We start from the raw sequence: 21,373 nt of genomic DNA on the forward strand, positions 1-21,373 counted from the left end.
TGAGGAGACATCGAGCCCGTGAGTGCACCGCTGAGGCTGATGGCTGTCCACGCCCACCCCGACGACGAGTCGAGCAAGGGCGCCGCCACGATGGCACGTTACGTGCGCGAAGGCGTGGAAGTGCTGGTCTGTACCCTCACGGGCGGTGAGCGCGGCTCCGTGCTGAACCCCAAGATGGACCGGCCGGAAGTGCGCGACAACATCGCCGAGATCCGCAAGGCCGAGATGGACCGGGCCCGCGAGATCCTCGGGGTCGAGCAGCGTTTCATGGGTTTCGTCGACTCCGGGCTGCCGGAGAACGAGGACGAGGCGTTGCCGGAGGGCTGCTTCGCCCTGCAGAAGCTGGAGGACGCCTCCCGGCCGCTGGTGGAGGCTGTGCGCGAGTTCCGGCCGCACGTGATCATCACGTACGACGACGACGGCGGCTACCCGCACCCCGACCACATCATGACGAACCGGGTGTCGGTCGAGGCGTTCGAGGCGGCCGGTGACCCCGACCGCTACCCGGGCACCGGCGACCCGTGGCAGCCGTTGAAGCTCTACTACCAGATGGGCTTCACCAAGGAACGGTTCGAGGCACTGCACGAGGCCATGACCGAGCGCGGACTCGGCTCCCCGTACGCCGACTGGATCTCCCGCTGGGAGGACCGCCCGGCCAAGTGGCCGGTGACCACGCGGGTGCCGTGCGGCGACTACTTCCAGATCCGCGACGAGGCGCTGAAGGCGCACGCCACCCAGGTGGACCCCGACAGCTGGTGGTTCGTCTGCCCGCGGGAGCTGCAGCAGGAGATCTGGCCGACGGAGGACTACCACCTGGCGCGCTCGCTGGTGGACACCGAGCTGCCCGAGGACGACCTGTTCGAGGGCATCCACGCCGAGGACGTCTCCCCCGCCTGCCACTGACGGGACCACCGATCCTCGGTGGCACACTGGAAGCGTGACCGTTCTAGCAGCTGGTGATGTGAGCCCGGGCCTGCTCGGCTTCGTCGTCGTGGCCCTCATCGGGCTGGCCCTTTACATGCTGATCAAGTCGATGAACAAGCAGATGTCGAAGATCCAGGTGCCGCACGAGAGCGACGTCGACGACAAGAAAGCCGAGTAGATGCCGATCGACACAGTCGACAACTCGACGGAGAGCCGCTTCGAGATTCTCGTGGACGGCAAGGTCGCCGGGTTCGCCGACTACCGGCTTCTGCCCACCAAGATCGTTTTCACGCACACCGAGGTGCTGCCCGACTACGAGGGGCAGGGGCTGGCGAGCAAGCTGGTCAAGCACGCGCTCCAGGCCAGCGCGGACGCCGGCCTGCGCGTCGTGCCGCTCTGCCCCTTCGTCGCGAAGTACATCGCACGCCACCCGGAGTTCAAGGACCTCGTGGACGCGCACGAGTGATCATTCGGGGGCGGGCGACCAGGCGAGCTCCAGCGCCTTCGGCAGCCCCCACCAGCCCAGCGGCGTGAGCACCTCGTCCTCGTCCACGATGCCGAGATAACCCCACAGCGCCACCACGGACGTGAACAGCCCTTCGGTGGCGTCCAGGTCGTCCTCGTCCTGGACGTCGATCTCGATGTCCTCGGACTCGGCGATGAGCCGGGCCATCCGCTCGGGCGAAGCCAGCACCCCCGGCCCCATCCTGATCAGCGCCGCCACCCCGGCCAGCCAGTCGGCGTGCTGGATCGCGCACAGGTTGGCCAGTGCCGCGTCCTCCTCGCTCAGATCGCCCTCGAGATCGGCGAACTCCTCCAGCACGTCCGCGCTCTCCGACAGATCCGAGATCGGCGCCGCGACGCCCGCCGCCACCGCCAGCCACAGCTCCCGATCGTCGTCCGGCATCGGCCGCTCCTCGAACCCGGCACAGGCCCGGAGCACGTTGGCCGGGTAGCCGGGCAACGCGAGCAGCGCGCGCAGGCGGGCCGCGGCCGTCTCCAGCTCGGCGGCGGGCAACTCCGGCTGCTTCGGCAGCGCGCCGACGATGCGCCGCAGCTCGGACAGCGCGAACGCCTCCTCCTCGTCCCACGCCGCGAACAGCTCCTCGTCCTGCTCCTCGCTGACCGCCTGCCCGGGCACCCGCCCGTCCGGCAGCGGCGTGGCGAGCCAGCGCTCCTGCAGCTCCTCGTACGCCCTGCGGGCCTCCTGATCCCCACTCGCCAGCGCGTCGGGATCGATCTCCCCGGACTCCACGCGCTCCTCCAGGTAGGCGACCAGGCGCGCGAACATGTCCGCGGCGACGGGCCCGCGCTCGTCCTCCTCCGGCCAGACGAAGTAGCTGGGAGTCATGAGGATCGGCTCGGTGCCGGTGGACTCCACCCAGCGCTGCACGTCGCCGACCGTGGCCACGCCCGCCTCGATGGAGCTGAGCGTCGCCTTGGCCGACTCCCAGAACGCGCGCGAGAGCGGGTTGCCCGCCGACATCATCGCGCGCCGCAGGTCGGGCATCGCCACCAGCGCCACGCCCGAGGGCACGGCGAGCAGCGCCCTGGCCACGTCCCTGCGGGTCAAGGCGGTCGCCGGGCGCCCGCCGTGGGCGCAGACGAAGTCCATATCCACGCTCCGTAACCTACGCCGTTCCACCCTGCCAAGTCAGCCGAAGCCTTCGCAGATCCCTGCCCGCACCGTTCCCCCGCACACGTCCGTCCTGCGGATGCGCGCGCCCCGCGCATGGTGGAGAGCCGCCGCCGCGGACACGACCGGAGACGAACGGGTATGTGCCGTCGCGGGCCGGGCACCGGGTCAGAGAAGGGCAGGACGGTGGCCGGTTTAGGGTGAGGCGAGGAGGTCGTGATGAACCGCTTGAAAGACGCCACCAGCCCCTACCTGCTGCAGCACGCGAGCAACCCGGTGGACTGGCACCCGTGGGGCGAGGAGGCGTTCGCCGAGGCCCGGCGCCGCGACGTGCCGCTGCTCATCAGCGTCGGCTACTCGGCGTGTCATTGGTGTCACGTCATGGCGCATGAGAGCTTCGAGGACCACGAGACCGCGCGCCTCATGAACGCGCACTTCGTGAACATCAAGGTCGACCGCGAGGAACGCCCGGACGTGGACGCCGTCTACATGGGCGCCACACAGGCCATGACGAACCAGGGCGGCTGGCCGATGACGGTGTTCGCGACGCCGGAGGGACACCCGTTCTACTGCGGCACCTACTTCCCGCGCCCGAACTTCCAGCGCCTGCTCACCGAGGTCCACAACGTGTGGACGGGTGACAGGGAGTCCGTGCTGAAGCAGGGCTCGAAGGTGGTCGAGGCGCTCAACACGCACGCCACGCTGCCCAGCGGGGCGGTGCCGGGCGAGGAGACGCTGGCCCAGGCCGTGCGGAACCTGCGGGAGTCGTTCGACTCCGTGAACGGCGGGTTCGGCGCGGCGCCGAAATTCCCGCCGTCCATGGTGCTGGAGTTCCTGCTGCGGTCCGGCGAGCGCGAGATGAGCGGCAAGACGCTAGAAGCGATGGCCCGCGGCGGCATGTACGACCAGCTCGGCGGCGGGTTCGCGCGCTACAGCGTGGACGCGGAATGGGTCGTGCCGCACTTCGAGAAGATGTTGTACGACAACGCGCTCCTGCTGCGCGTCTACACCCACTGGTGGAAGGCGGGCGGCGGCGAGCCGGCCCGGCGGGTGGCGCTGGAGACGGCCGACTGGCTGCTGCGCGAGATGCGTACCGCCGAGGGAGGGTTCGCCTCGGCGCTGGACGCCGACAGCGAGGGCGTGGAGGGCAAGTTCTACGTCTGGACGCCCGAGGAACTGCACGAGGTGCTCGGCGAGGACGACGGCCGGTGGGCGACCGGCCTCTTCGAGGTCACCGGCACGTTCGAGCACGGCACCTCCGTGCTGCAGCTGCTGCGCGACCCCGAGGACGCCGACCGCTACGCGAGCGTCCGGGAGCGGCTGCTCGCCGCCAGGGAGCAGCGTGTACGTCCTGGCCGCGACGACAAGGTCGTGGCCTCGTGGAACGGCCTGGCCATCGCCGCCCTCGCCGAGACCGGCGTGGTGTTCGAGCGGCCCGGCTTCGTCGCGGCGGCCACGGACGCGGCTGAGCTGCTGGCCCGGACGCACATGGTGGACGGCAGGCTGCTGCGCACGTCACGGGACGGACGGGCGGGCGCCAACGCCGGCGTGCTCGAGGACTACGCCAACCTGGCCGAGGGGCTGATCTCGCTGTACGGCGTGACCGGCGAGACCAGATGGCTGCGGCTGGCGGGATCGCTCCTGGACGTCGTGCTCGACCGGTTCGCCGATGGGGCGGGCGGGTTCTACGACACGGCGGACGACGCCGAGCAGCTGTTCCAGCGGCCGCAGGATCCCACCGACAACGCCACCCCGTCCGGCCAGTACGCGGCCGCGGGCGCCCTGCTCTCCTACGGCGCCCTGACCGGCTCGGCCCGCCACCGGGAGGCCGCTCACGCCGCGCTGGGGACCGTTTCCGTGCTGGCCAGAGCGCATGCCAGGTTCGCGGGCTGGGGGCTGGCCGTGGCGCGGGCGGCGCTGGAAGGGCCGGTCGAGGTGGCCGTGGTCGGCCCGCCCGGCGACCCGCGGACGGCCGCGCTGCACCGGGCGGCGTTGGTGGCGGACGTACCCGGGCTGGTGGTCGCGCTCGGTTCCGGCGACACCGCGAACAGGGGTTACTCGGGTGACGCGCTCGTCCCCGGCGACGGGGTGTTCCCGGCCCTGCTGGAAGGCCGCGGTACGGTCGACGACGCGCCTGCGGCATATGTGTGCAGGGGGTTCACGTGCCGTATGCCGGTCACGACGGTCGACGCGCTGCGCGCCGAACTGGCGACCGGGTAGCCGTCCGGGGCAGGACGTCCGTGTTCCGTGGCGCGGAACGACCGGAGGGCTCGCCGATCCCCGGCGCGGTGGCCGCGGCCGGCCCTCAGGCGCGGCGCCCGGTGGCGAGCCCGAGCGGTGCCTGGACCGGGGCGGGTCAGCCCGTTGGGCTGCTGCTTCGGTCGTCCGTGGCGCCGGGGCCGACGTCCGTGGTCGGCTGGTCCGGGGCCTGCGTGGGCTGCGTCGTCTGTTCCGGCTGGTCGTCCTGGCGGTCGTCGTTCGGTGACTCCGTCACGGGCGGGTCCGTGACCGGGGGCTCGCTGAAGTCCGGCTCGGGCGTGTTCCACTCGTCCCGGTCCGTCGGCGGCGTGTACTCCTGCTGGGGCACGTCCCGATCCTGGTCCGGGACCGAGTAGTCCGAGGAGTAGCCGTAGTCGGACGGCTCAGGGAACTCCTCCACCGGCTTGCCCGCCATGGCCTCCGTCATGAACGCCCGCCAGATCTGCGCCGGGAGTTGACCGCCGAACTGCGTGCCGTACCCCGGGATCCGGACCGTCTTGTTGTCCACGCGGAACATGTCGACCGCCACCGCCAGCTGCGGCGTGAATCCGTTGAACCACACCGACTGCGAGTTGTCCGTGGTGCCCGTCTTGCCGGCCACCGGGCGGTCGTAGAGCCGGGCGGCGGTGCCGGTGCCGTACTTGACGACCTGCTGCATCGCGTACGTCGTGTCCGCCGCCGCCTGCTCGCTGACCACCCGTGTCGAGACCGGCTTGACGACGACCTTGTGCCCTGTGCCGTCGGTGACCGACTTGAGCACGTGGGCCTCCAGATGCACGCCCTTGTTGGCGAAGGTGGAGAAGCCGGAGGCGTTCTGGACGGCGCTGACGGAGGACACGCCGAGCGGGAACGAGGGGACCGTCTTCTGGGTGAGCTGGTCGGCGGGGATGCCCGCCGCCTCGACGGTCTTGGCCACCTTGTCCAGCCCGACCTTCTGCCCGAGGTCCACGAACGCGGTGTTCACGGAGTTCTGGGTGGCCCGCACCAGATTGATCTGGCCGTACGAGCGCTCGCCCTCGTTGGGGATGGGCTCCTTCGCGGACGCCACCCGCAGCGGGGAGTTGCCGTCGACCCTGGTGGACAGGTCGAAGCCGTTGTCGAGCGCGGCGGCCAGCGTGTACGGCTTGAAGGTGGACCCGGCCATCACCTTGGCGGAGAAGGCGTTGTCATAGTCGTAGCGTTTGGGGTTGCCGCCGTAGAACGCCACGACCTCGCCGGTGGCGGGATCCACGGCCGCCAGGCCCGTACGCACCTTCTTCGGCGTGTTGTCCGGCAGCACGTCCTTGACCGCCCGCTCGGCGGCAGCCATGAGCTTCTTGTCGAACGTGGTGACGACCTTCAGCCCGCCGCCGTTGATGTCCTCGTCGGTGTAGCCGCGCCGGTTGAGCTCGGCGGTCACCTGCTTGAGCATGTATTGGGCCTGGCCCTTGAGCTCGAAGGGCTTCTTCGGCGCCGTCAGCTCGGGGAACTTCTCGGCGGCCGCCTGCTGGGGCGTCAGCGCGCCCGTCTGCCCCATCGCGTCGATCACCGACCGCCAGCGCTCCTCGGCCGCCGCGAGGTCGGCGCCCTTGGGGTCGGCGAAGCGGCTGGGCTGCTGGATCACCGCGGCGAGGTAGGCGCCCTCGGAGACGGTCAGCTCGCCGACGTCCTTGCCGAAGTAGGCGCGGGCGGCCGACTGGATGCCGTTGGCGCCGCGGCCGAAGTAGATCGTGTTGAGATACTGCTCCAGCACCCAGTCCTTCGACTTCGACTGGTCGACCTTCACCGCGATGAGGATCTCTTTGAACTTGCGGGTGACGGAGCGTTCCTGGCTGAGGCCGCTGTAGTAGTTGCGGACGAGCTGCTGGGTGATCGTCGAGCCGCCCTGGAGCTGCTGCCCGGTGAGGGTGGACCAGACGGCCCGCCCGGTGCCCTTGACCGAGACGCCGGCGTCCTCGTAGAACGAGCGGTTCTCCGCCGCGATGACGGCCTGGCGCACATGCATGGGGACCTTGGCCAGATCGACGACCTTGCGGTCGACGCCCTGCCGGGCCAGCACCGTTTTGCCGTCGCGGTAATAGATCACCGAACCCTGCGCGGTGGCCTGCTTCTGGGTGGTGTCGGGAATGGGGGTCATGGCCCACGCGACCGCGAAAAGGCCGGCCAGCACGAGGATTCCTGCGCCGAAACTTATGAGCAGAAGTCTGAGAATCCGCCGCTTTCTCATGCCGGTTCCGCCGCTGCTCCGCACTCTCGACCCCCTCGTCAAGTCTTGCCCACCCAACGCCGCGCGACCCCGCAAGCTGGGCGAATGCCAAGGTTAAACGATCGACAACGGTGCCTCGTCCCATGGCGATACTACGGCGATCGCCTATCTCGACGCGGAACATCGGCGACAAGCGGCAGCACTCGGTAAGGAACCGGGGTGTCGAGGGCAATGATCGAATTAGTCCTGAGCACGCCTTGAACATCCACGATCTGATCGATAACCCGTTGCAAATCGGCATTCGTCCGGGCCACCACACGGCAGAGCAGATCGCTGTCGCCGGTGATCGTGTGCACCTCCAGCACCTCGGGGATGCGCGCCAGCCGGTGCGCCACCGGGTCGTGCCCGGCGACCTGCCTGATCTCCATGGAGACGAACGCGGTGACACCGTAGCCGAGCGCCGCCGGCGACACGTCGGGCCCGAACCCGGTGATCACTCCTCTCGCGGTCAGCCGGTCGAGCCTGGCCTGGACGGTGCCGCGGGCCACGCCGAGCCGGCGCGAGCACTCCAGCACCCCCAGGCGCGGCTCGGCGGTCAGCAGGGCGATCAACCGGGCGTCGAGATCATCGATCGTCATGCTGTACAGAAGTACCGGATATTTCGCATGAACGCTAGACAGATTGTGCACTGTCTGAAGTAACTCTTGCGCAACTCGTCCAGGAAAAACGAGAGTTGATGGTATGAGTGATGACTTTCCGGTTAATGGGATGGATGCCGTGGTGTTCGCCGTGGGCAACGCCAAGCAGGCGGCCCACTACTACTCGACCGCCTTCGGCATGAAGCTGGTGGCCTACCGCGGGCCGGAGAACGGCAGCCGCGACCAGGCCGCGTACGTGCTGACCTCGGGCGGCGCCACGTTCGAGTTCCGGGCCTCGATCCGGCCCGGCACGGACCTGGCGCGGCACGTGGCCGAGCACGGCGACGGGGTGATCGATCTGGCCATCCAGGTGCCCGACGTGGAGGGGGCGTACGCCCACGCCGTCGCCCACGGGGCGAAGGGGCTGGCGGAGCCGTACACGATGGAGGACGAGCACGGCAAGGTGCAGCTCGCCGCCATCGCCACGTACGGCGAGACGCGGCACACGCTGGTCGACAGGTCCAACTACGGCGGCCCCTACCTGCCCGGGTACGCGGCCGCCGAGCCGCTGGTCGCGCCGCCCGCGACCAGGACCGGGCGGCTGTTCCAGGCCATCGACCACTGCGTCGGCAACGTCGAGCTGGGCAAGATGGACGAGTGGGTGGAGTTCTACCGCAAGGTCATGGGCTTCACCAACATGGCCGAGTTCATCGGCGACGACATCGCGACCGAATACTCGGCGCTCATGTCCAAGGTGGTGGCCGACGGCACGCGGAAGGTCAAGTTCCCGCTCAACGAGCCGGCCGTCAGCAAGCGGAAGTCGCAGATCGACGAGTACCTCGAGTACTACCGAGGTCCCGGCGTGCAGCACATCGCGCTGGCCACCAACGACATCCTGACGACGGTCGACCACATGCGGGCGGCCGGGGTGCGGTTCCTGGAGACGCCCGACTCGTACTATGACGACCCCGAGCTGCGCGCGCGCATCGGGCGGGTGAGGGCGCCGATCCAGGAGCTGAAGAAGCGCGGGATCCTCGTCGACCGGGACGAGGACGGCTACCTGCTGCAGATCTTCACCCAGCCGGTGGAGGACCGGCCCACGGTCTTCTTCGAGCTGATCGAGCGGCACGGCTCGCTCGGGTTCGGCAAGGGCAACTTCAAGGCCCTGTTCGAGGCCATCGAGCGCGAGCAGGAACGTAGGGGCAACCTTTAGTTTGTCCCGACTTAGTGGGGGCGATCAGGAAATCATGGGATCGCCGCCACCGGGGTTGGCGGGACGCTGGCGGCGGCTGTTCGCCGGCGTCCTCGACTGGCTCATCATCAACATCGTCTCGACCCCCTTCACCTGGACGAGCTGGGGCTACGTCTGGGACGGCGCCAGGGGCGTGTGGGACCGCTATCCGGTGGAGCACACCTTTCTGGCCGGGCTCGTGGCCTTCCTGTACTTCTGGCTGCTGCACGCCTTCTGGAACGGCCAGACGCTGGGCAAGAAGTTGTGGGCCATCAGGGTGGTCCAGGAGACCGGCGCGAAGATAGGCGTGGCGCAGGCGGCGGTCAGGCAGGCCGTGGCGGTCGTGCTCGACTGGCTCTGCTGCGTCGGCGCCCTGCTGGACCTGGGCTGGATCCTCTTCGACCCCCGCAAACAGGCCCTTCACGACAAAGCCGCCAGGACAGTCGTCGCGAATGCCTGACTCAGCGTAATACTCTGGTCACAGATCGAAGGGGGTTCGTTTCGCCGATGCGTTCTGACAGGCGCGGGGTGGCACTGGTGGTGGCGCTGGTCGGCGTGCTCGCCTGCGCGCCCGCCGACGGCCCTTCGACGACCGGCCCCAGGGCGGGCGCGCCCGGCATCGGCGACCCCGACTTCCCCAAGGACGGCAACGGCGGCTACGACGTCTCCCACTACGACCTCGTCATCGACTACACCCCGGCGAGCAAGCGACTCGTGGGTGTGACGACCATCGCGGCCTCCGCCACCCAGGAGCTGTCGGCGTTCAACCTGGACCTGGCCGGGCTCGACGTACGCGAGGTCGCCGTCGACGGCGCGCCCGCGACCTTCACCCGTCAGGGCGACGAACTGACCGTGCGGCCCGCCGGGCCGATCGCGGACGAGGCCCGCTTCTCCGTCAAGGTGTCCTACTCCGGCGTTCCGCGGCCGATCAGGGACCGCGCCGACCTGGGCACGTACGGCTTCATCCCGACCGCGGACGGCGCTTTCGTGACCTCCGAGCCCAACGGCGCCAAGACCTGGTTCCCCGGCAACGACCACCCCGCCGACAAGGCCGCCTTCGACTTCACGATCACCGTGCCGGCCGGGGTGACGGCCCTGGCCAACGGTGAGATGAGCGGAAAGCCCACGACCTCGGGCGGCAAGACCACCTACCGCTGGCGCGAGCGGCACCCGATGGTGACCTATCTCGCGACGGCCACGCTGGGCAAGTTCGAGCTGCGTCAGGGCCGCACCTCCGGGGGCATCCCCAACCTGGCGGCCGCCGACCCCCGGTTCAGGAGCTCGCTCGACCGCCTCTACACCACCTCCGCCGAGCTCACCGACTACTGGGCCACGGTCTTCGGCCCCTACCCGTTCGGCTCGACCGGCGGCGTGGTGGACGACTACGCCGCCGGATACGCGCTGGAAAACCAGACCAAGCCGCTCTACGGGGGCTTCGACCCGGACGAGAGCATCATCGCGCACGAGCTGGCGCACCAGTGGTTCGGCAACAGCCTGAGCATCAGGCGGTGGAAGGACCTCTGGCTCAACGAGGGGTTCGCCACGTACGCCGAGTGGCTGTGGGCCGAGCACAAGGGCCGGAGGACCGCCGAGGCCGCGTTCACGGACTACTACAACCGCCCGGCCACCGACGAGATCTGGAACTATCCGCCGGGGCGGGCCCGGCCCGACGACCTGTTCAACGATTCGGTCTACTCGCGCGGCGCCATGACCCTGCACGCCCTGCGCAGGGCCGTCGGCGACCAGACGTTCTTCGCGCTGCTGCGGACGTGGGCCGCCGACCACCGCTACGGTCACGTCACGACGGACGAGTTCGTCCAGCTAGCCGAAAAGATGTCCGGCAAGGACCTCGGCGCCCTGTTCGACGCCTGGCTCTTCCAGCCCCGCAAGCCCTCCGCCCTGGGCTGAAACGCTTTTCGTCGCTCGGTCCAAGTACGGGTGTAAGGCGAACGACGAAAGGGATTGCAGGCGATGCGCCTCAACGAAGATCCTGCGGCCTTCGAGGCCTTTTATCGCCGCCATGTGGATGCCGTACTCAAATTCGTGGCCCGGCGGGTGAGCGACCCTCATCTCGCCGCGGACCTCACGGCGGACATCTTCCTGGCGGTCTTGGACTCGGCACATACCTACGTCCCCGGCCGGGGCAGCGAGATCGGCTGGCTGTACGGCGTCGCACGCAACGTCGTGTCGGCCCAGCATCGCAGAGCGGCCAGGGAGGCGCGGGCCACCGGCCGCGTCGCGGGTCGCCGGCTGATGGACGACGACGACCTCGTCAGGATGGAGGAGCGGATCGACGCCGAGCGCCGGATGCGCGGCTCTTGGGAGGCCATGGCCAAGCTTCCGGAGGGCGAACGCGCCGTACTGGAGCTCGTGGCGATCGATCAGCTCACCGTCACCGAAGCCGCCGCGGCCCTGGGCATCCGGCAGGTCACCGCGCGAGTCAGGCTGCACCGGGCCAGAAAGGGCCTTGAAGACGTCGCTGAGGTGGATCCGCAGCGAAGCGAGGACATCCATCTCAGCCCGCCGGGCGGGACTCGGCCAGAAGGCACGCCGGCACCTGTGTACGTGGAAGGACAGGCATGAGCACTTTCGAAGAGCGCCTTCTCGGTGCACTCAAGGAAGAGATCACGACGAGAACGGCGGAGGACAAGATGACGACTGTGACCCCGGTTCAGCGCGGCTCGCGGCGGCGCTTCGTGGGGCTGTCCGCCGCGGTGGCGGGGGTCGCGGCGGCCGCAACCGCGGTGGTGGTCCTGACCGGGGTCGGCGGCAGTCCGGCGTACGCGGTCACCAAGGGTGCGGACGGCGCGGTCAGCGTGCGGATCAACTCGTTCACCGACCCCGAAGGGCTGGAGGCCGACCTGGCCGACGCCGGCATCAAGGCGGTCGTCGACTACCTGCCCGAGGGACAGACCTGCAAGACGCCGCGCGGCCGGAGTGGCGGCGGGAACGGGCTGTTCTCGGCGGGCATCGCCGGCGACGGGACCGGGAGCGGGGGGATAACGTTCACGATCGAGAAGGGACAGATCCCGGCGGATGAGACGCTGGTGCTGGCCGTGTCCAAGAGCAAGGCCGGCGAGGACAAGCCGCCGTTCGGGATGTCGCTGGAGGTCGTCAAGGGAGCGGTCGCCGACTGCGAGGCCATCCCGATGCCGCAGCCGCCGTCCGGCCGTGGCGGCGGTGGCGGCGAGCCCCGGCTCGACTCCAAGACCGGCGGCCAGGACAGCGGGCCGGGTCTGAGTCAGAAAACCGAGTAGCACCCCACCAGGCCCCGGCCTTCACCGTTCGGCGGGACTCAGCGGCCGGTGGCCGGGATCCAGTAGTTCTCCCCCGCCAGGATGAGTGCGGCGGCGCCGATCAAACCGGCCTCTTGGCCCAGGGCGGCGGGCATGACCTTGACCCGGCGGGCGAACCCCACCCGGGCGTGCTCGCGCAACGCCTCGTCCAGCGGGCCGAACAGCGGCTCGCCCGCCTGTGACAGGCCGCCGCCGATGGTGACCAGATCCAGGTCGCACAGGTGGGTGGCTGAGGCGATCGCGATTCCGAGCGCCCGCCCGGCCCTGCGCATGGCCCGCAACGCCGCCGGATCCCCAGCCCGCGCGTCGGCCGCCAGCACCCGCGCCGTAACCGCCCGATCCTCCCGGTACACCCCGTCGTCCCGGTACGCACCGCCGCTCCGGACACCGGCCCTCGGCCCCGGAGGCGCTTGGACGGCGGCGGCTCGCTCGGCCTGTACGGTCGTGCCCCGCCCCGGCGGTGCGGCGCCGGGAGAGGTGGTTACCGGGCCGGTCGTGGTCGTGGTGCTGGGGATCCAGCCCTGGGACAGGGCCCAGGCGGTCAGGGCCGGGCCGCGGGCCACCGCTTCCAGGCAGCCGTGACCGCCGCAGCCGCACCGGGGTCCGCCCTCCGGTTCCACCACCACGTGCCCGATGTGCCCGGCGTTGCCCGTGCCGCCGTTGACCAGGCGCCCGTCCAGGATCAGGCCGCCGCCCACACCGGTCGACACGACCATGCCGAGCATGTCGGCGCTCCCCTGCCCGGCCCCCTTCCAGTGCTCGGCCACGGCCAGGCAGACCGCGTCGTTGTGGAGGCGTACCGGCAAACCGGGGAAGCGCTCGGCCAGCCGGGCGCGCAGGGGGAAGGCGCGCCAGCCGGGCATGTTCAGGGGCGAGACCTCGCCGTCGGGCCAGGCCATGGGCCCGCCGCAACCCACGCCCACCCCATCGACACCCTCCGACAGGGGCTCGATGAGCGCGACGAGCGTCTTCCACAGGGTGTGGGCATCCGCCCCCTGCGGCGTCGGGACGCGCGCGGAACGCACCACCGTGCCGTCATGGCCCACCAGGCCGGCGGCCATCTTCGTGCCGCCGACGTCGACAGCGAGGATCATGGATTGCCCGCGGTGCTGGAGAAGACGAGGACGGAGGCGGTGAAGCCGTGCACGTGGTTGTGCCCGGCGACGGGACCGACCTCGCCGGCGGCGAAGAAGCCCGCCACGCCGATCGGCCCCAGCGTGTCGCGCAGCGCGACGGGGTCGTGGTCCGCGGTGCCGAACATGGCCGAGCCCCGCCCGTTGCACGAGAACAGCAGCGCCCCGTCCACCTTCCCGAGCTGCTCGCGGTGGGCGTCGAGGGTGTCGTACAGGTCCTCGTCCGCGGTGGCCGCGTCACGTACCTGGAAGCGCACGGTACGGCCGATCTCCACGATGTCGCCGATGGCCACGGCCTCGCGTTCGGGGTCGATGCCGATGACGCCCCTGATGAGGAAGTCGCCGCGTTCGTGGCGTTCGGCGTACTCGTCCATGACCACGCCGATCTGCAGCCCGGCGGCCACCAGCTCGCGGTCGTCCTCGTCCAGCTCGCTGACGATGTCCTCCAGCCGGGCCAGCGCGGGCTGGCCCGCCAGCTCCAGCAGCAGGTTCTCCTCCGACGCCGTGACGACCATGCTCGGGCCGATGGGCCGGCAGCCCTGGCTGACCACGGTGCTGACCTTCAGCGGGCCGCTGAGCAGCACGCCGATCGCGCCCTCGGTGTAGATCTCGCCGTCGGCGAAGAGCCGTACGGAACCCCGTCCCTGCAACCCGTTGGCCAGCCCGCCGACCAGCGGCAGCTCGCCGAGCACGTCGACCGAACGCTCGACGAAGGCATCGGTCGGGAAGGTGTACGGATCAGCGAGCAGGATCGCCACATGATCATCCGGGTTGCGCTCCGGCAGCCCGACGACGACGAATTTGTCCTCGGCCGCCAGCGTCTCCAACGCGAACGTGGTCAGCCGCGCCCCGCCCAGCGTCGCCGCCCAGGCGCTCACGGCGGGTGTCAGTTCCACCCCCTGCCCGTCGCCGATCACTCCGGTGGCGCTGCATCCGATCACGTGCGCTCCCGGTGCAAGCTTCATCGCGGCCTGACCGGCCCTCGCGACGTCATCGGGATCGTCGCCGCAGATGAAGAAGCAGACCAGGTCGGCTTGGCCGCTGAGCCTCGACAGTGCCTGGCCGACGGCGTTCTGCGCGGCCTCCACCAGGTCGGAACCCACGGCGAGGCCGTCGGCGAAGCGGCTCGTCATCAAGGCCACGCGTCTCGCCTCCCTCGACATGTCCAAGTTCCCTAGGCCCGATTCTCCCCACTAAAAGGACAAGCACGCCCACGAACCGCCACGCAATAGTCAAGATCCGAAATCTCCGCCAGATGCGAAACTCTCTGCCACATTCCACGCAGGGGACGTAGTCTCGATCCCGTGCATCAGCCACAGCCACGAATTCTCCGCAAGTTGCGAGAGAGCGGCCACGTTCATCGCACCGTCAAAGCCGAGGTCAGGGAAAACCTGCTGACCAGGCTACGAGCGGGCGAGCCGAGGTTTCCCGGGATCGTCGGGTTCGACGACACGGTCCTGCCGCATCTGGAGCGCGCTCTCCTCGCCGGGCACGACCTGGTCCTCCTCGGTGAGCGCGGCCAGGGCAAGACCCGGCTCATCCGCACCGTCACCGGTCTGCTCGACGAGTGGACGCCGGTGGTCGAGGGGTGCGAGATCAACGACCATCCGTACGCGCCGGTCTGCACCCGCTGCCAGACGCTGGCGCGGGAGCTGGGCGACGAGCTGCCGGTGGCGTGGAAGCACCGCGACGAGCGGTACGGCGAGAAACTGGCCACGCCCGACACCTCCGTGGGCGACCTCATCGGCGACGTCGACCCGATCAAGATCGCTGAAGGCCGGACGCTCGGCGACCCCGAGACCGTGCACTACGGCCTGGTCCCCCGCACCAACCGCGGCGTCTTCTCCGTCAACGAGCTGCCCGATCTGGCCGAGCGCATCCAGGTGTCGCTGCTCAACGTGCTGGAGGAGCGCGACATCCAGGTGCGCGGCTACAACCTGCGCCTGCCGCTCGACATCCTGCTCATCGCCAGCGCCAACCCGGAGGACTACACCAACAGGGGCCGGATCATCACGCCGCTGAAGGACCGGTTCGGCGCCGAGATCCGCACCCACTACCCCCTGACGGTCGAGGACGAGCTCACGCTCATCCGCCAGGAGTCCATGCCGGACATCGGCGCCGACATCCCCGAGCACCTGGTCGAGGTGATCGCCAGATTCACCCGGCTGGTACGCGAGTCCACCGCCGTGGACGCCCGCTCCGGCGTGTCCGCGCGCTTCTCGATCGCGGGCGCCGAGACCGCCGCGGCCTCCGCGGTGCGCCGGGCGGCCATCGCGGGTGAGGAGCAGGCCGTCACGCGCGTGATCGACCTGGCCAGCGTGGTGCACAGCCTGCGGGGCAAGGTGGAGTTCGAGGTCAGCGAGGAGGGCAGGGAGACGGAGATCCTGGCCCACCTGCTGCGCCGGGCCACGGCCGAGACGTTCAGGAACCGGCTGGGCGGCATGGACCTGTCCGCGGTGACCGACAAGTTCGCCGAGGGCAACCAGGTGGAGTCCGGCGAGCTGGTCCCGGCCGGCGAGCTGCTGCACCGGATGGGCCCCGTCTCCGGTCTGGCGAAGATCATGTCCAGGCTGGGCATGGGGGCGGGCGAGGAGTCGCCCGGCCACGCCGCGGCGGCTCTGGAGTTCGCGCTGGAGGGGCTTTACCTCATGCGACGGCTGTCCAAGGAAGACCTCGACGGAGTCGCGGTCTACCGCACGTGAACGAATGGGCGGATCTCGCGGGTGGCCGGCCACGCGCCCGGTCGACGCCGGCAGGAACGGGCTCGGCGAGAAGTCCTGCGTTGCGGGTGACCTGACCAAGGTGCTGAAGTCCGTCAAGCACCCGGTGGCGGCGCAGCTGCGCTCTCTGCCGAGGCCGGCGGCATCGACGAGGTCTGGGAAGTCCACGGGGACGCGTAGGCGGGCATTCCGGGTTAGCGTGGTCTCGTGATGGCCTTCCGCTATGGCGAGTTCCACGACGGCCCCGATCCCCTTGCCCCGCCCTATGACGTGCGGGCGGCGCTCGACGAGATGGGCGATGCGATCCTGTCGGGTTCGACGCCGGTCCACGCCCTGCGTGACCTGCTCAAGCGCGGCCTGCCCGGCGCCCAGGACCGGCGCGGTCTCGACGACATGCTCAGGGAGGTCCGCCGGCGCCGCCGCGACCTGCGCGAGCGCGGCCGGCTCGACGGCACGCTGGAGCGGGCGCGGGCGCTGCTCGACAAGGCCATCGGGCAGGAGCGGGCGGAGCTTTTCCCCGACCCGTCCGACGACGCGCGGCTGCGGGAGGCCGAGCTGGACGCGCTGCCCGACGACACGGCCAGCGCCATCCAGGAGCTGAACACGTACGAGTGGCGCTCGGCCGCGGCCCGCCAGACCTTCGAGGAGCTGCGCGACCTGCTGCGGCGGGAGGTCCTGGACAGCCAGTTCAGGGGGCTGCGGGACGCGCTGGCCAACCCGGACCCGGAGGCCATGGAGCGCATCCGCCAGATGATGTCGGAACTGAACGACATGCTGGACAAGGACGCCCGCGGTCAGCACACCCAGGCGGACTTCGACGCCTTCATGGAGAAATACGGCGATCTGTTCCCGGAGCGGCCGCGCAACCTGGAGGAGCTCGTCGACATCCTGGCCCGCCGCGCCGCCGCCACGCAGCGCATGCTGGCCTCGATGACCCCGCGCCAGCGCGAGGAGCTCGGCAACCTGATCAACCAGACCCTCGACCAGGCCGGGCTGTCCGAGCAGATGCGCCGCCTCGGCGAGGCTCTCCACGCCCGCCGCCCCGACCTGGCCTGGAACGCCCCTGAACGCCTCACCGGCGAGGAGCCCCTGGGCATGGGCGACGCCGTCACGGCCCTGGAGGAGCTGGCCGACCTCACCCAGCTGGAGACGGCCCTGCGGCAGGACTACCCGGGCGCCAGGCTGGACGACATCGACGAGGCCGCCGTACGCCGCGCGCTCGGCCGCTCCGCGGTCGACGACCTGGAGGCGCTCAAGCGCATCGAACGGGAGCTGGAGGAGCAGGGCTACCTCCTGCGCCGCCGCGGCAAGCTGGAGCTGACGCCCAAGGCGGTGCGCCGGCTCGGCGAGACCGCGCTGCGGCGGGTGTTCTCCTCGCTGGACGCCGGCCGCCGCGGCGACCACGACCAGCATGACGCGGGCTCGGCCGGGGAGCTCACGGGCTCGTCACGGCCCTGGCGCTTCGGCGACGAGCAACCCATCGACGTGGTCCGCACCCTGGTCAACGGCGTCCGCAACGGCGGCGTCAGCCCCGGGGCGACGGCCGTGCGCCTGTCCGTGGACGACTTCGAGGTGGCCGAGACCGAACGCCGCAGCGCCGCGGCCGTCTGCCTGCTGGTCGACCTGTCGTACTCGATGGCCCTGCGCGGCACCTGGGCCGCGGCCAAGCAGACCGCGCTGGCCCTGCAGGCGCTGGTGGCCTCCAAGTTCCCGCAGGACGCGGTGCAGATCATCGGCTTCTCCAACTATGCCAGGGTGCTGCAGCCGGACGAGCTGGCGGGCCTCGACTGGGACATGGTCCAGGGCACCAACCTGCACCACGCCCTGCTGATCGCCGGCCGCCACCTCGACCGCCACCCCGACTTCGAGCCGGTGGTGCTGGTGGTCACCGATGGCGAGCCCACCGCTCACCTCATGCGCAACGGCAGGTCGGCGTTCGAGTGGCCGCCGTCGCACGAGACGCTGGAGCTCACGCTGGCGGAGGTGGACAAGATGACGCGGCGGCGGGCCACGCTCAACGTGTTCATGCTGGCCGCGGACGACCGGCTGAAGGAGTTCGTGGACGAGGTGGCCCGCAGGAACGGCGGCCGGGTGTTCTCGCCGAGCGCCGAGCGGCTGGGCGAGTACGTCGTCAGCGACTTCCTCCGCCTGCGTCGCGCCCGCTGAAACCGTCGGTCGCTCATGCCAGACTCGCTCGGCATGACCGACGATGTGCGCCTGAGAGACGTGGTGCAGACGGACCTGGAGGTGTTCCTGGCCCAGGAGCACGATCCTGAGGCCGTCCGGAGATCGAGGTTCCCGGCCCGGCCGCGGGAGAGGTTCCTCGATCACTGGCGCACCCGGATCCTCGGTGACCCGACCGTCCACGTGCAGACGATCATGGTGGGCGACGAGGTGGCCGGAAACCTCGTGGCCTGGTGGGAAGGGGAGCGGCGCTTCATCGGCTACTGGATGGGCCGTGCGTTCTGGGGCCGCGGTCTCGGCACCTTGGCGCTCGGGCTCTTCCTGCGCCAGGAGAAGACGCGTCCCCTCTACGCCGACCCCTTCCACGGCAACACCGCCTCGGTGCGGCTCCTGGAGAGACTGGGCTTCCAGCGCGAAGGGACGGTCCAGCACGGCGAGGACGAGCACATCATGCTCGTGCTTCGGGGGTAGCGGGACCTGTGCACTTCTACACGGCCACGAGGTGCACCCGATCGCCGCAGAGCTTCTTCATGTCGTCGGTGTCGGACGTCAGCATGACGACTGGTCGCGGTTGCCGTATCGCCGTTTCCGCCACGACCGCGTCAATGGCGTACTTGTGGCCGTGCAGCCCGCTGTTGCTCCTCACCCGGGACAGGGCCGTTGCGGCGCTCGTAGTCGGCCGGGTATTCGTCGAGGATCTGGCCACGCAGTTCCCGCTCCACCGCCTCAGCGATGAACGCGGAGAACTCCCGCTTGCCCACGCGACGACGGATGGCCGCGGCCGTGCCTTCGGGCAGGGAGAAAGTGGGTGCCCGGACTTGGCCGGATTCAGGCGTCGACGAGGCGGGAGTAGAAGTCCAGGGCGAGGTCGAAGCCGTCGCGGCAGTTACGGTGCGAGCGGTAACAAGGACGCCATGCCGTGCTGGCCCCCACTCCGGCCCGGGCGTCGCTCAACGCCGCCGGCACCCGCTCCGGCCGGGGCAGCAGCCCGTTGCCCAGATAACGGACGTCGGTCAGCTCCGTGTGGTGGCCGCGGCCGCCCGAGACGAATCCGCCCAGACGCCAGCCGCTCTCCTCGTCCCACACCAGCGCGCTCCCGTCGGCCAGCTTGAGCGTGGCGTCACGCGGGCCGCACGGCCCCTCCCACCAGTCCACCACCTCGGCTCCGAGCCGATCGACGACCTGGCGCACGTAGCTGATCGGCTGCTGCAGCCACTCGTCGGTGTACGGCTCGACGTGCCTGATGGCCACGGACGGCACCCCCTTGTGCCCTAACGGTAAGAAAAAGCGAACGGTGAACAACCATACCGGCGACGAACTTATTCCGTTGCACCAGCGTCTAGTCATTAAGGACGATATTTATGTCCGCCAGGGGGAAGGAGGTGAGCCCATGATTGCCATGATTCTCCTCATCGTGCTGATGGTCGTCACGATCGCGGCCATGGAGCTCATCATGTACTGCTCGGCCGAGAGCAAAGAGAGTGTCGAGTCCCGCAGCGAGATCGTCGGGGACTAGTCTCTCCCGCATGTCGTCCCTGCTTCTCTGGCTGCACATCGGCTTCGCGATCTTCACCATCGGCCCGGTCACGGCCGCGACGATGGCCGCGCCCCGCGTCATCCGCAACAAGAACGTGTCCGCGCTGCAGTTCGTCCAGCGCACGACGAGGATCTACAGCCTCGGCTCGATCGGCGTGTTCGTGTTCGGGCTGGCGCTCGGCGCGGTCATGCCCGGCGGGGTGCTCGGCAGGTGGTACATGACGGCCTCGATGACGTTGTTCATCGTGGCCGCCGTACTCCTCGTCATCATCGACCGTGACCTGCGCGCCGCCGTACGAGCGCTGGGGAGCGAGGACACGGCCGATGACGCCAAGGTCCAGAACGGCCGGATCGCCGCGATCAGCGGACTGCTGTCGGTGATCTGGCTGGTGATCCTCTTCCTGATGGTCGTCCCCGAGGGCTGACCGGCACCCGTCAGCCGAGTGCCTGGGTGAGGTCGGCGAGCAGGTCGTCGATCGTCTCGATGCCGACCGACAGCCGCACCAGGTCGGCCGGCACCTCCAGCGGCGACCCCGCCGCCGAGGCGTGGGTCATCCTGCCCGGGTGCTCGATGAGCGACTCGACGCCGCCCAGCGACTCGCCCAGTGTGAACAGCTTCGCCCGGTCGCACACCGCCACGGCCTCCGCCTCGCCGCCGTCGACGCGGAACGACACCATGCCGCCGAACCGCCGCATCTGCTTGGCCGCCACCTCGTGCCCCGGGTGCTCGGCCAGCCCCGGGTAGAGCACCTCGGTCACGCGCGGGTGGGCGAGCAGCAGGTCGACGACCCGTTCGGCGTTGTCGCAGTGGCGGTCCATGCGGACGCCGAGGGTCTTGAGCCCGCGCAGCGTCAGCCAGGCGTCGAACGGCCCGGCCACCCCGCCGATCGCGTTCTGGTGGTAGGCGAGCTCCTCCCCGAGCCCGGCGTCGGCCGCGATCAGTGCGCCGCCCACGACGTCGGAGTGCCCGCCCACGTACTTGGTGGTGGAATGGACGACGACGTCCGCGCCCAGGCTGAGCGGCTGCTGCAGGTACGGCGACGCGAACGTGTTGTCCACCACCAGCAGCGCCCCCGTGTCATGGGCCAGTTGCGCGAGCGCCGCGATGTCCGCGATGCCGAGCAGCGGGTTGGTGGGCGTCTCCACCCACACCACCTTGGTCTTCTGCGTCATGGCCGCGGCCACGGCGTCGAGGTCGTGCAGCGGGACCGGGTCATAGTGCAGGCCCCACCGCTCGTGGACCTTGGCGAACAGACGGTACGTGCCGCCGTACGCGTCGTTGGGGATGATCACGTGGTCCTGCGGCTTGCAGACCGTCCGCAGGAAGGTGTCCTCGGCGGCCAGCCCCGACGCGAACGCCAGCCCGCGCGCGCCGCCCTCCACGGCCGCCAGCGCCTGTTCGAGCGCGGTCCTGGTGGGGTTGGCCGAGCGGCTGTACTCGTATCCCGCACGCAGCCCGCCCACGCCGTCCTGCTTGTAGGTGGACGTCGCGTAGATCGGCGGCACGACCGCGCCGGTCAGCGGGTCGGGCTCTTGACCTGCGTGGATGGCCAGGGTCTCAAAACCGTTGCTCATAGGGCCACGTTAACGGACGACGGCCCGCGGTCTGTCCCCGGTGAACGGGCGGGCAA

Annotated in this window: 22 protein-coding genes; 14 read left to right on the forward strand and 8 right to left on the reverse strand. The window is 70.0% G+C overall.

Annotation, left to right across the window (positions count from 1 at the left end):
- The first annotated feature begins 18 nt into the window (after positions 1-18).
- Genes mca through ACIBX3_RS35865 form a run of 3 tightly spaced genes read left to right on the forward strand, consistent with a single transcriptional unit; the run spans position 19 to position 1,390 of the window.
- Positions 19-903: a mycothiol conjugate amidase Mca gene (mca, locus tag ACIBX3_RS35855; RefSeq protein WP_397124959.1), complete on the forward strand. Its 885-nt coding sequence runs from the start codon at positions 19-21 to the stop codon at positions 901-903.
- A gap of 34 nt (positions 904-937) precedes the next feature.
- On the forward strand, positions 938-1,102 hold the full coding sequence (locus ACIBX3_RS35860) for a hypothetical protein (RefSeq protein WP_397124960.1): 165 nt from the start codon (positions 938-940) through the stop codon (positions 1,100-1,102).
- Positions 1,103-1,390 carry a GNAT family N-acetyltransferase gene (locus tag ACIBX3_RS35865; protein ID WP_397124961.1) on the forward strand — a complete coding sequence of 96 codons (288 nt, stop codon included), beginning with the start codon at positions 1,103-1,105 and terminating at the stop codon, positions 1,388-1,390.
- On the opposite strand, the gene ACIBX3_RS35870 is transcribed toward ACIBX3_RS35865, so the two are convergent.
- Positions 1,391-2,539 carry a hypothetical protein gene (locus tag ACIBX3_RS35870; protein ID WP_397125143.1) on the reverse strand — a complete coding sequence of 383 codons (1,149 nt, stop codon included), beginning with the start codon at positions 2,537-2,539 and terminating at the stop codon, positions 1,391-1,393. It lies immediately after the preceding gene.
- 240 nt (positions 2,540-2,779) lie between these two features.
- Between ACIBX3_RS35870 and ACIBX3_RS35875 the strand changes: the two genes are divergently transcribed.
- Positions 2,780-4,780 (forward strand): thioredoxin domain-containing protein, encoded by a 2,001-nt coding sequence (locus ACIBX3_RS35875; protein ID WP_397124962.1) that lies wholly within the window; start codon positions 2,780-2,782, stop codon positions 4,778-4,780.
- A gap of 136 nt (positions 4,781-4,916) precedes the next feature.
- On the opposite strand, the gene ACIBX3_RS35880 is transcribed toward ACIBX3_RS35875, so the two are convergent.
- On the reverse strand, positions 4,917-6,968 hold the full coding sequence (locus tag ACIBX3_RS35880; protein WP_397124963.1) for a transglycosylase domain-containing protein: 2,052 nt from the start codon (positions 6,966-6,968) through the stop codon (positions 4,917-4,919).
- A gap of 188 nt (positions 6,969-7,156) precedes the next feature.
- Positions 7,157-7,642, reverse strand: a complete 486-nt coding sequence (locus ACIBX3_RS35885) for an Lrp/AsnC family transcriptional regulator (RefSeq protein ID WP_397124964.1) — start codon at positions 7,640-7,642, stop codon at positions 7,157-7,159.
- A gap of 103 nt (positions 7,643-7,745) precedes the next feature.
- On the opposite strand from ACIBX3_RS35885, the gene hppD reads away from it, so the two are divergent.
- From hppD to ACIBX3_RS35910, 5 genes are all read left to right on the forward strand, one after another.
- Positions 7,746-8,855: a 4-hydroxyphenylpyruvate dioxygenase gene (hppD, locus tag ACIBX3_RS35890; protein WP_397124965.1), complete on the forward strand. Its 1,110-nt coding sequence runs from the start codon at positions 7,746-7,748 to the stop codon at positions 8,853-8,855.
- A 34-nt stretch (positions 8,856-8,889) separates the two neighbouring features.
- Positions 8,890-9,333 (forward strand): RDD family protein, encoded by a 444-nt coding sequence (locus tag ACIBX3_RS35895; RefSeq protein ID WP_397124966.1) that lies wholly within the window; start codon positions 8,890-8,892, stop codon positions 9,331-9,333.
- Between the two features lie 47 nt (positions 9,334-9,380).
- Positions 9,381-10,781, forward strand: a complete 1,401-nt coding sequence (locus tag ACIBX3_RS35900; protein WP_397124967.1) for a M1 family metallopeptidase — start codon at positions 9,381-9,383, stop codon at positions 10,779-10,781.
- A gap of 63 nt (positions 10,782-10,844) precedes the next feature.
- Complete coding sequence (locus ACIBX3_RS35905; RefSeq protein WP_397124968.1) at positions 10,845-11,456, forward strand: RNA polymerase sigma factor; 612 nt, start codon at positions 10,845-10,847, stop codon at positions 11,454-11,456.
- Positions 11,453-12,130: a hypothetical protein gene (locus ACIBX3_RS35910; RefSeq protein ID WP_397124969.1), complete on the forward strand. Its 678-nt coding sequence runs from the start codon at positions 11,453-11,455 to the stop codon at positions 12,128-12,130. The genes ACIBX3_RS35905 and ACIBX3_RS35910 overlap by 4 nt, the downstream gene beginning before the upstream one ends.
- 38 nt (positions 12,131-12,168) lie before the next feature.
- Here the strand turns inward: ACIBX3_RS35910 and ACIBX3_RS35915 are convergent, their stop codons facing one another.
- Together ACIBX3_RS35915 and ACIBX3_RS35920 are read right to left on the reverse strand one after the other, a co-directional pair.
- Positions 12,169-13,263, reverse strand: a complete 1,095-nt coding sequence (locus ACIBX3_RS35915) for an ROK family protein (protein ID WP_397124970.1) — start codon at positions 13,261-13,263, stop codon at positions 12,169-12,171.
- Positions 13,260-14,435: an FIST N-terminal domain-containing protein gene (locus tag ACIBX3_RS35920; protein WP_397125144.1), complete on the reverse strand. Its 1,176-nt coding sequence runs from the start codon at positions 14,433-14,435 to the stop codon at positions 13,260-13,262. Before ACIBX3_RS35920 ends, ACIBX3_RS35915 begins: the two co-directional genes overlap by 4 nt.
- Positions 14,436-14,606: 171 nt before the next feature.
- Between ACIBX3_RS35920 and ACIBX3_RS35925 the strand changes: the two genes are divergently transcribed.
- From ACIBX3_RS35925 to ACIBX3_RS35935, 3 genes are all read left to right on the forward strand, one after another.
- On the forward strand, positions 14,607-16,004 hold the full coding sequence (locus tag ACIBX3_RS35925) for a sigma 54-interacting transcriptional regulator (RefSeq protein WP_397124971.1): 1,398 nt from the start codon (positions 14,607-14,609) through the stop codon (positions 16,002-16,004).
- Positions 16,005-16,232: 228 nt separating this feature from the next.
- Positions 16,233-18,188: a VWA domain-containing protein gene (locus ACIBX3_RS35930; RefSeq protein WP_397124972.1), complete on the forward strand. Its 1,956-nt coding sequence runs from the start codon at positions 16,233-16,235 to the stop codon at positions 18,186-18,188.
- A gap of 33 nt (positions 18,189-18,221) precedes the next feature.
- On the forward strand, positions 18,222-18,677 hold the full coding sequence (locus tag ACIBX3_RS35935) for a GNAT family N-acetyltransferase (protein ID WP_397124973.1): 456 nt from the start codon (positions 18,222-18,224) through the stop codon (positions 18,675-18,677).
- Positions 18,678-18,693: 16 nt separating this feature from the next.
- On the opposite strand, the gene ACIBX3_RS35940 is transcribed toward ACIBX3_RS35935, so the two are convergent.
- Positions 18,694-18,852, reverse strand: coding sequence for a hypothetical protein (locus tag ACIBX3_RS35940; RefSeq protein ID WP_397124974.1), 159 nt, complete (start codon positions 18,850-18,852; stop codon positions 18,694-18,696).
- Between the two features lie 182 nt (positions 18,853-19,034).
- On the reverse strand, positions 19,035-19,457 hold the full coding sequence (locus ACIBX3_RS35945) for a DUF6292 family protein (protein WP_397124975.1): 423 nt from the start codon (positions 19,455-19,457) through the stop codon (positions 19,035-19,037).
- Between the two features lie 139 nt (positions 19,458-19,596).
- Between ACIBX3_RS35945 and ACIBX3_RS35950 the strand changes: the two genes are divergently transcribed.
- Together ACIBX3_RS35950 and ACIBX3_RS35955 are read left to right on the forward strand one after the other, a co-directional pair.
- Positions 19,597-19,722 (forward strand): hypothetical protein, encoded by a 126-nt coding sequence (locus tag ACIBX3_RS35950; protein WP_397124976.1) that lies wholly within the window; start codon positions 19,597-19,599, stop codon positions 19,720-19,722.
- Between the two features lie 10 nt (positions 19,723-19,732).
- Positions 19,733-20,167, forward strand: coding sequence for a hypothetical protein (locus ACIBX3_RS35955; protein WP_397124977.1), 435 nt, complete (start codon positions 19,733-19,735; stop codon positions 20,165-20,167).
- A gap of 10 nt (positions 20,168-20,177) precedes the next feature.
- Here the strand turns inward: ACIBX3_RS35955 and ACIBX3_RS35960 are convergent, their stop codons facing one another.
- Positions 20,178-21,317 carry a cystathionine gamma-synthase gene (locus ACIBX3_RS35960; RefSeq protein WP_397124978.1) on the reverse strand — a complete coding sequence of 380 codons (1,140 nt, stop codon included), beginning with the start codon at positions 21,315-21,317 and terminating at the stop codon, positions 20,178-20,180.
- Between the last annotated feature and the right edge of the window lie 56 nt (positions 21,318-21,373).

It is taken from the genome of Nonomuraea sp. NPDC049480, from assembly GCF_044465905.1.
Taxonomy (GTDB): domain Bacteria; phylum Actinomycetota; class Actinomycetes; order Streptosporangiales; family Streptosporangiaceae; genus Nonomuraea.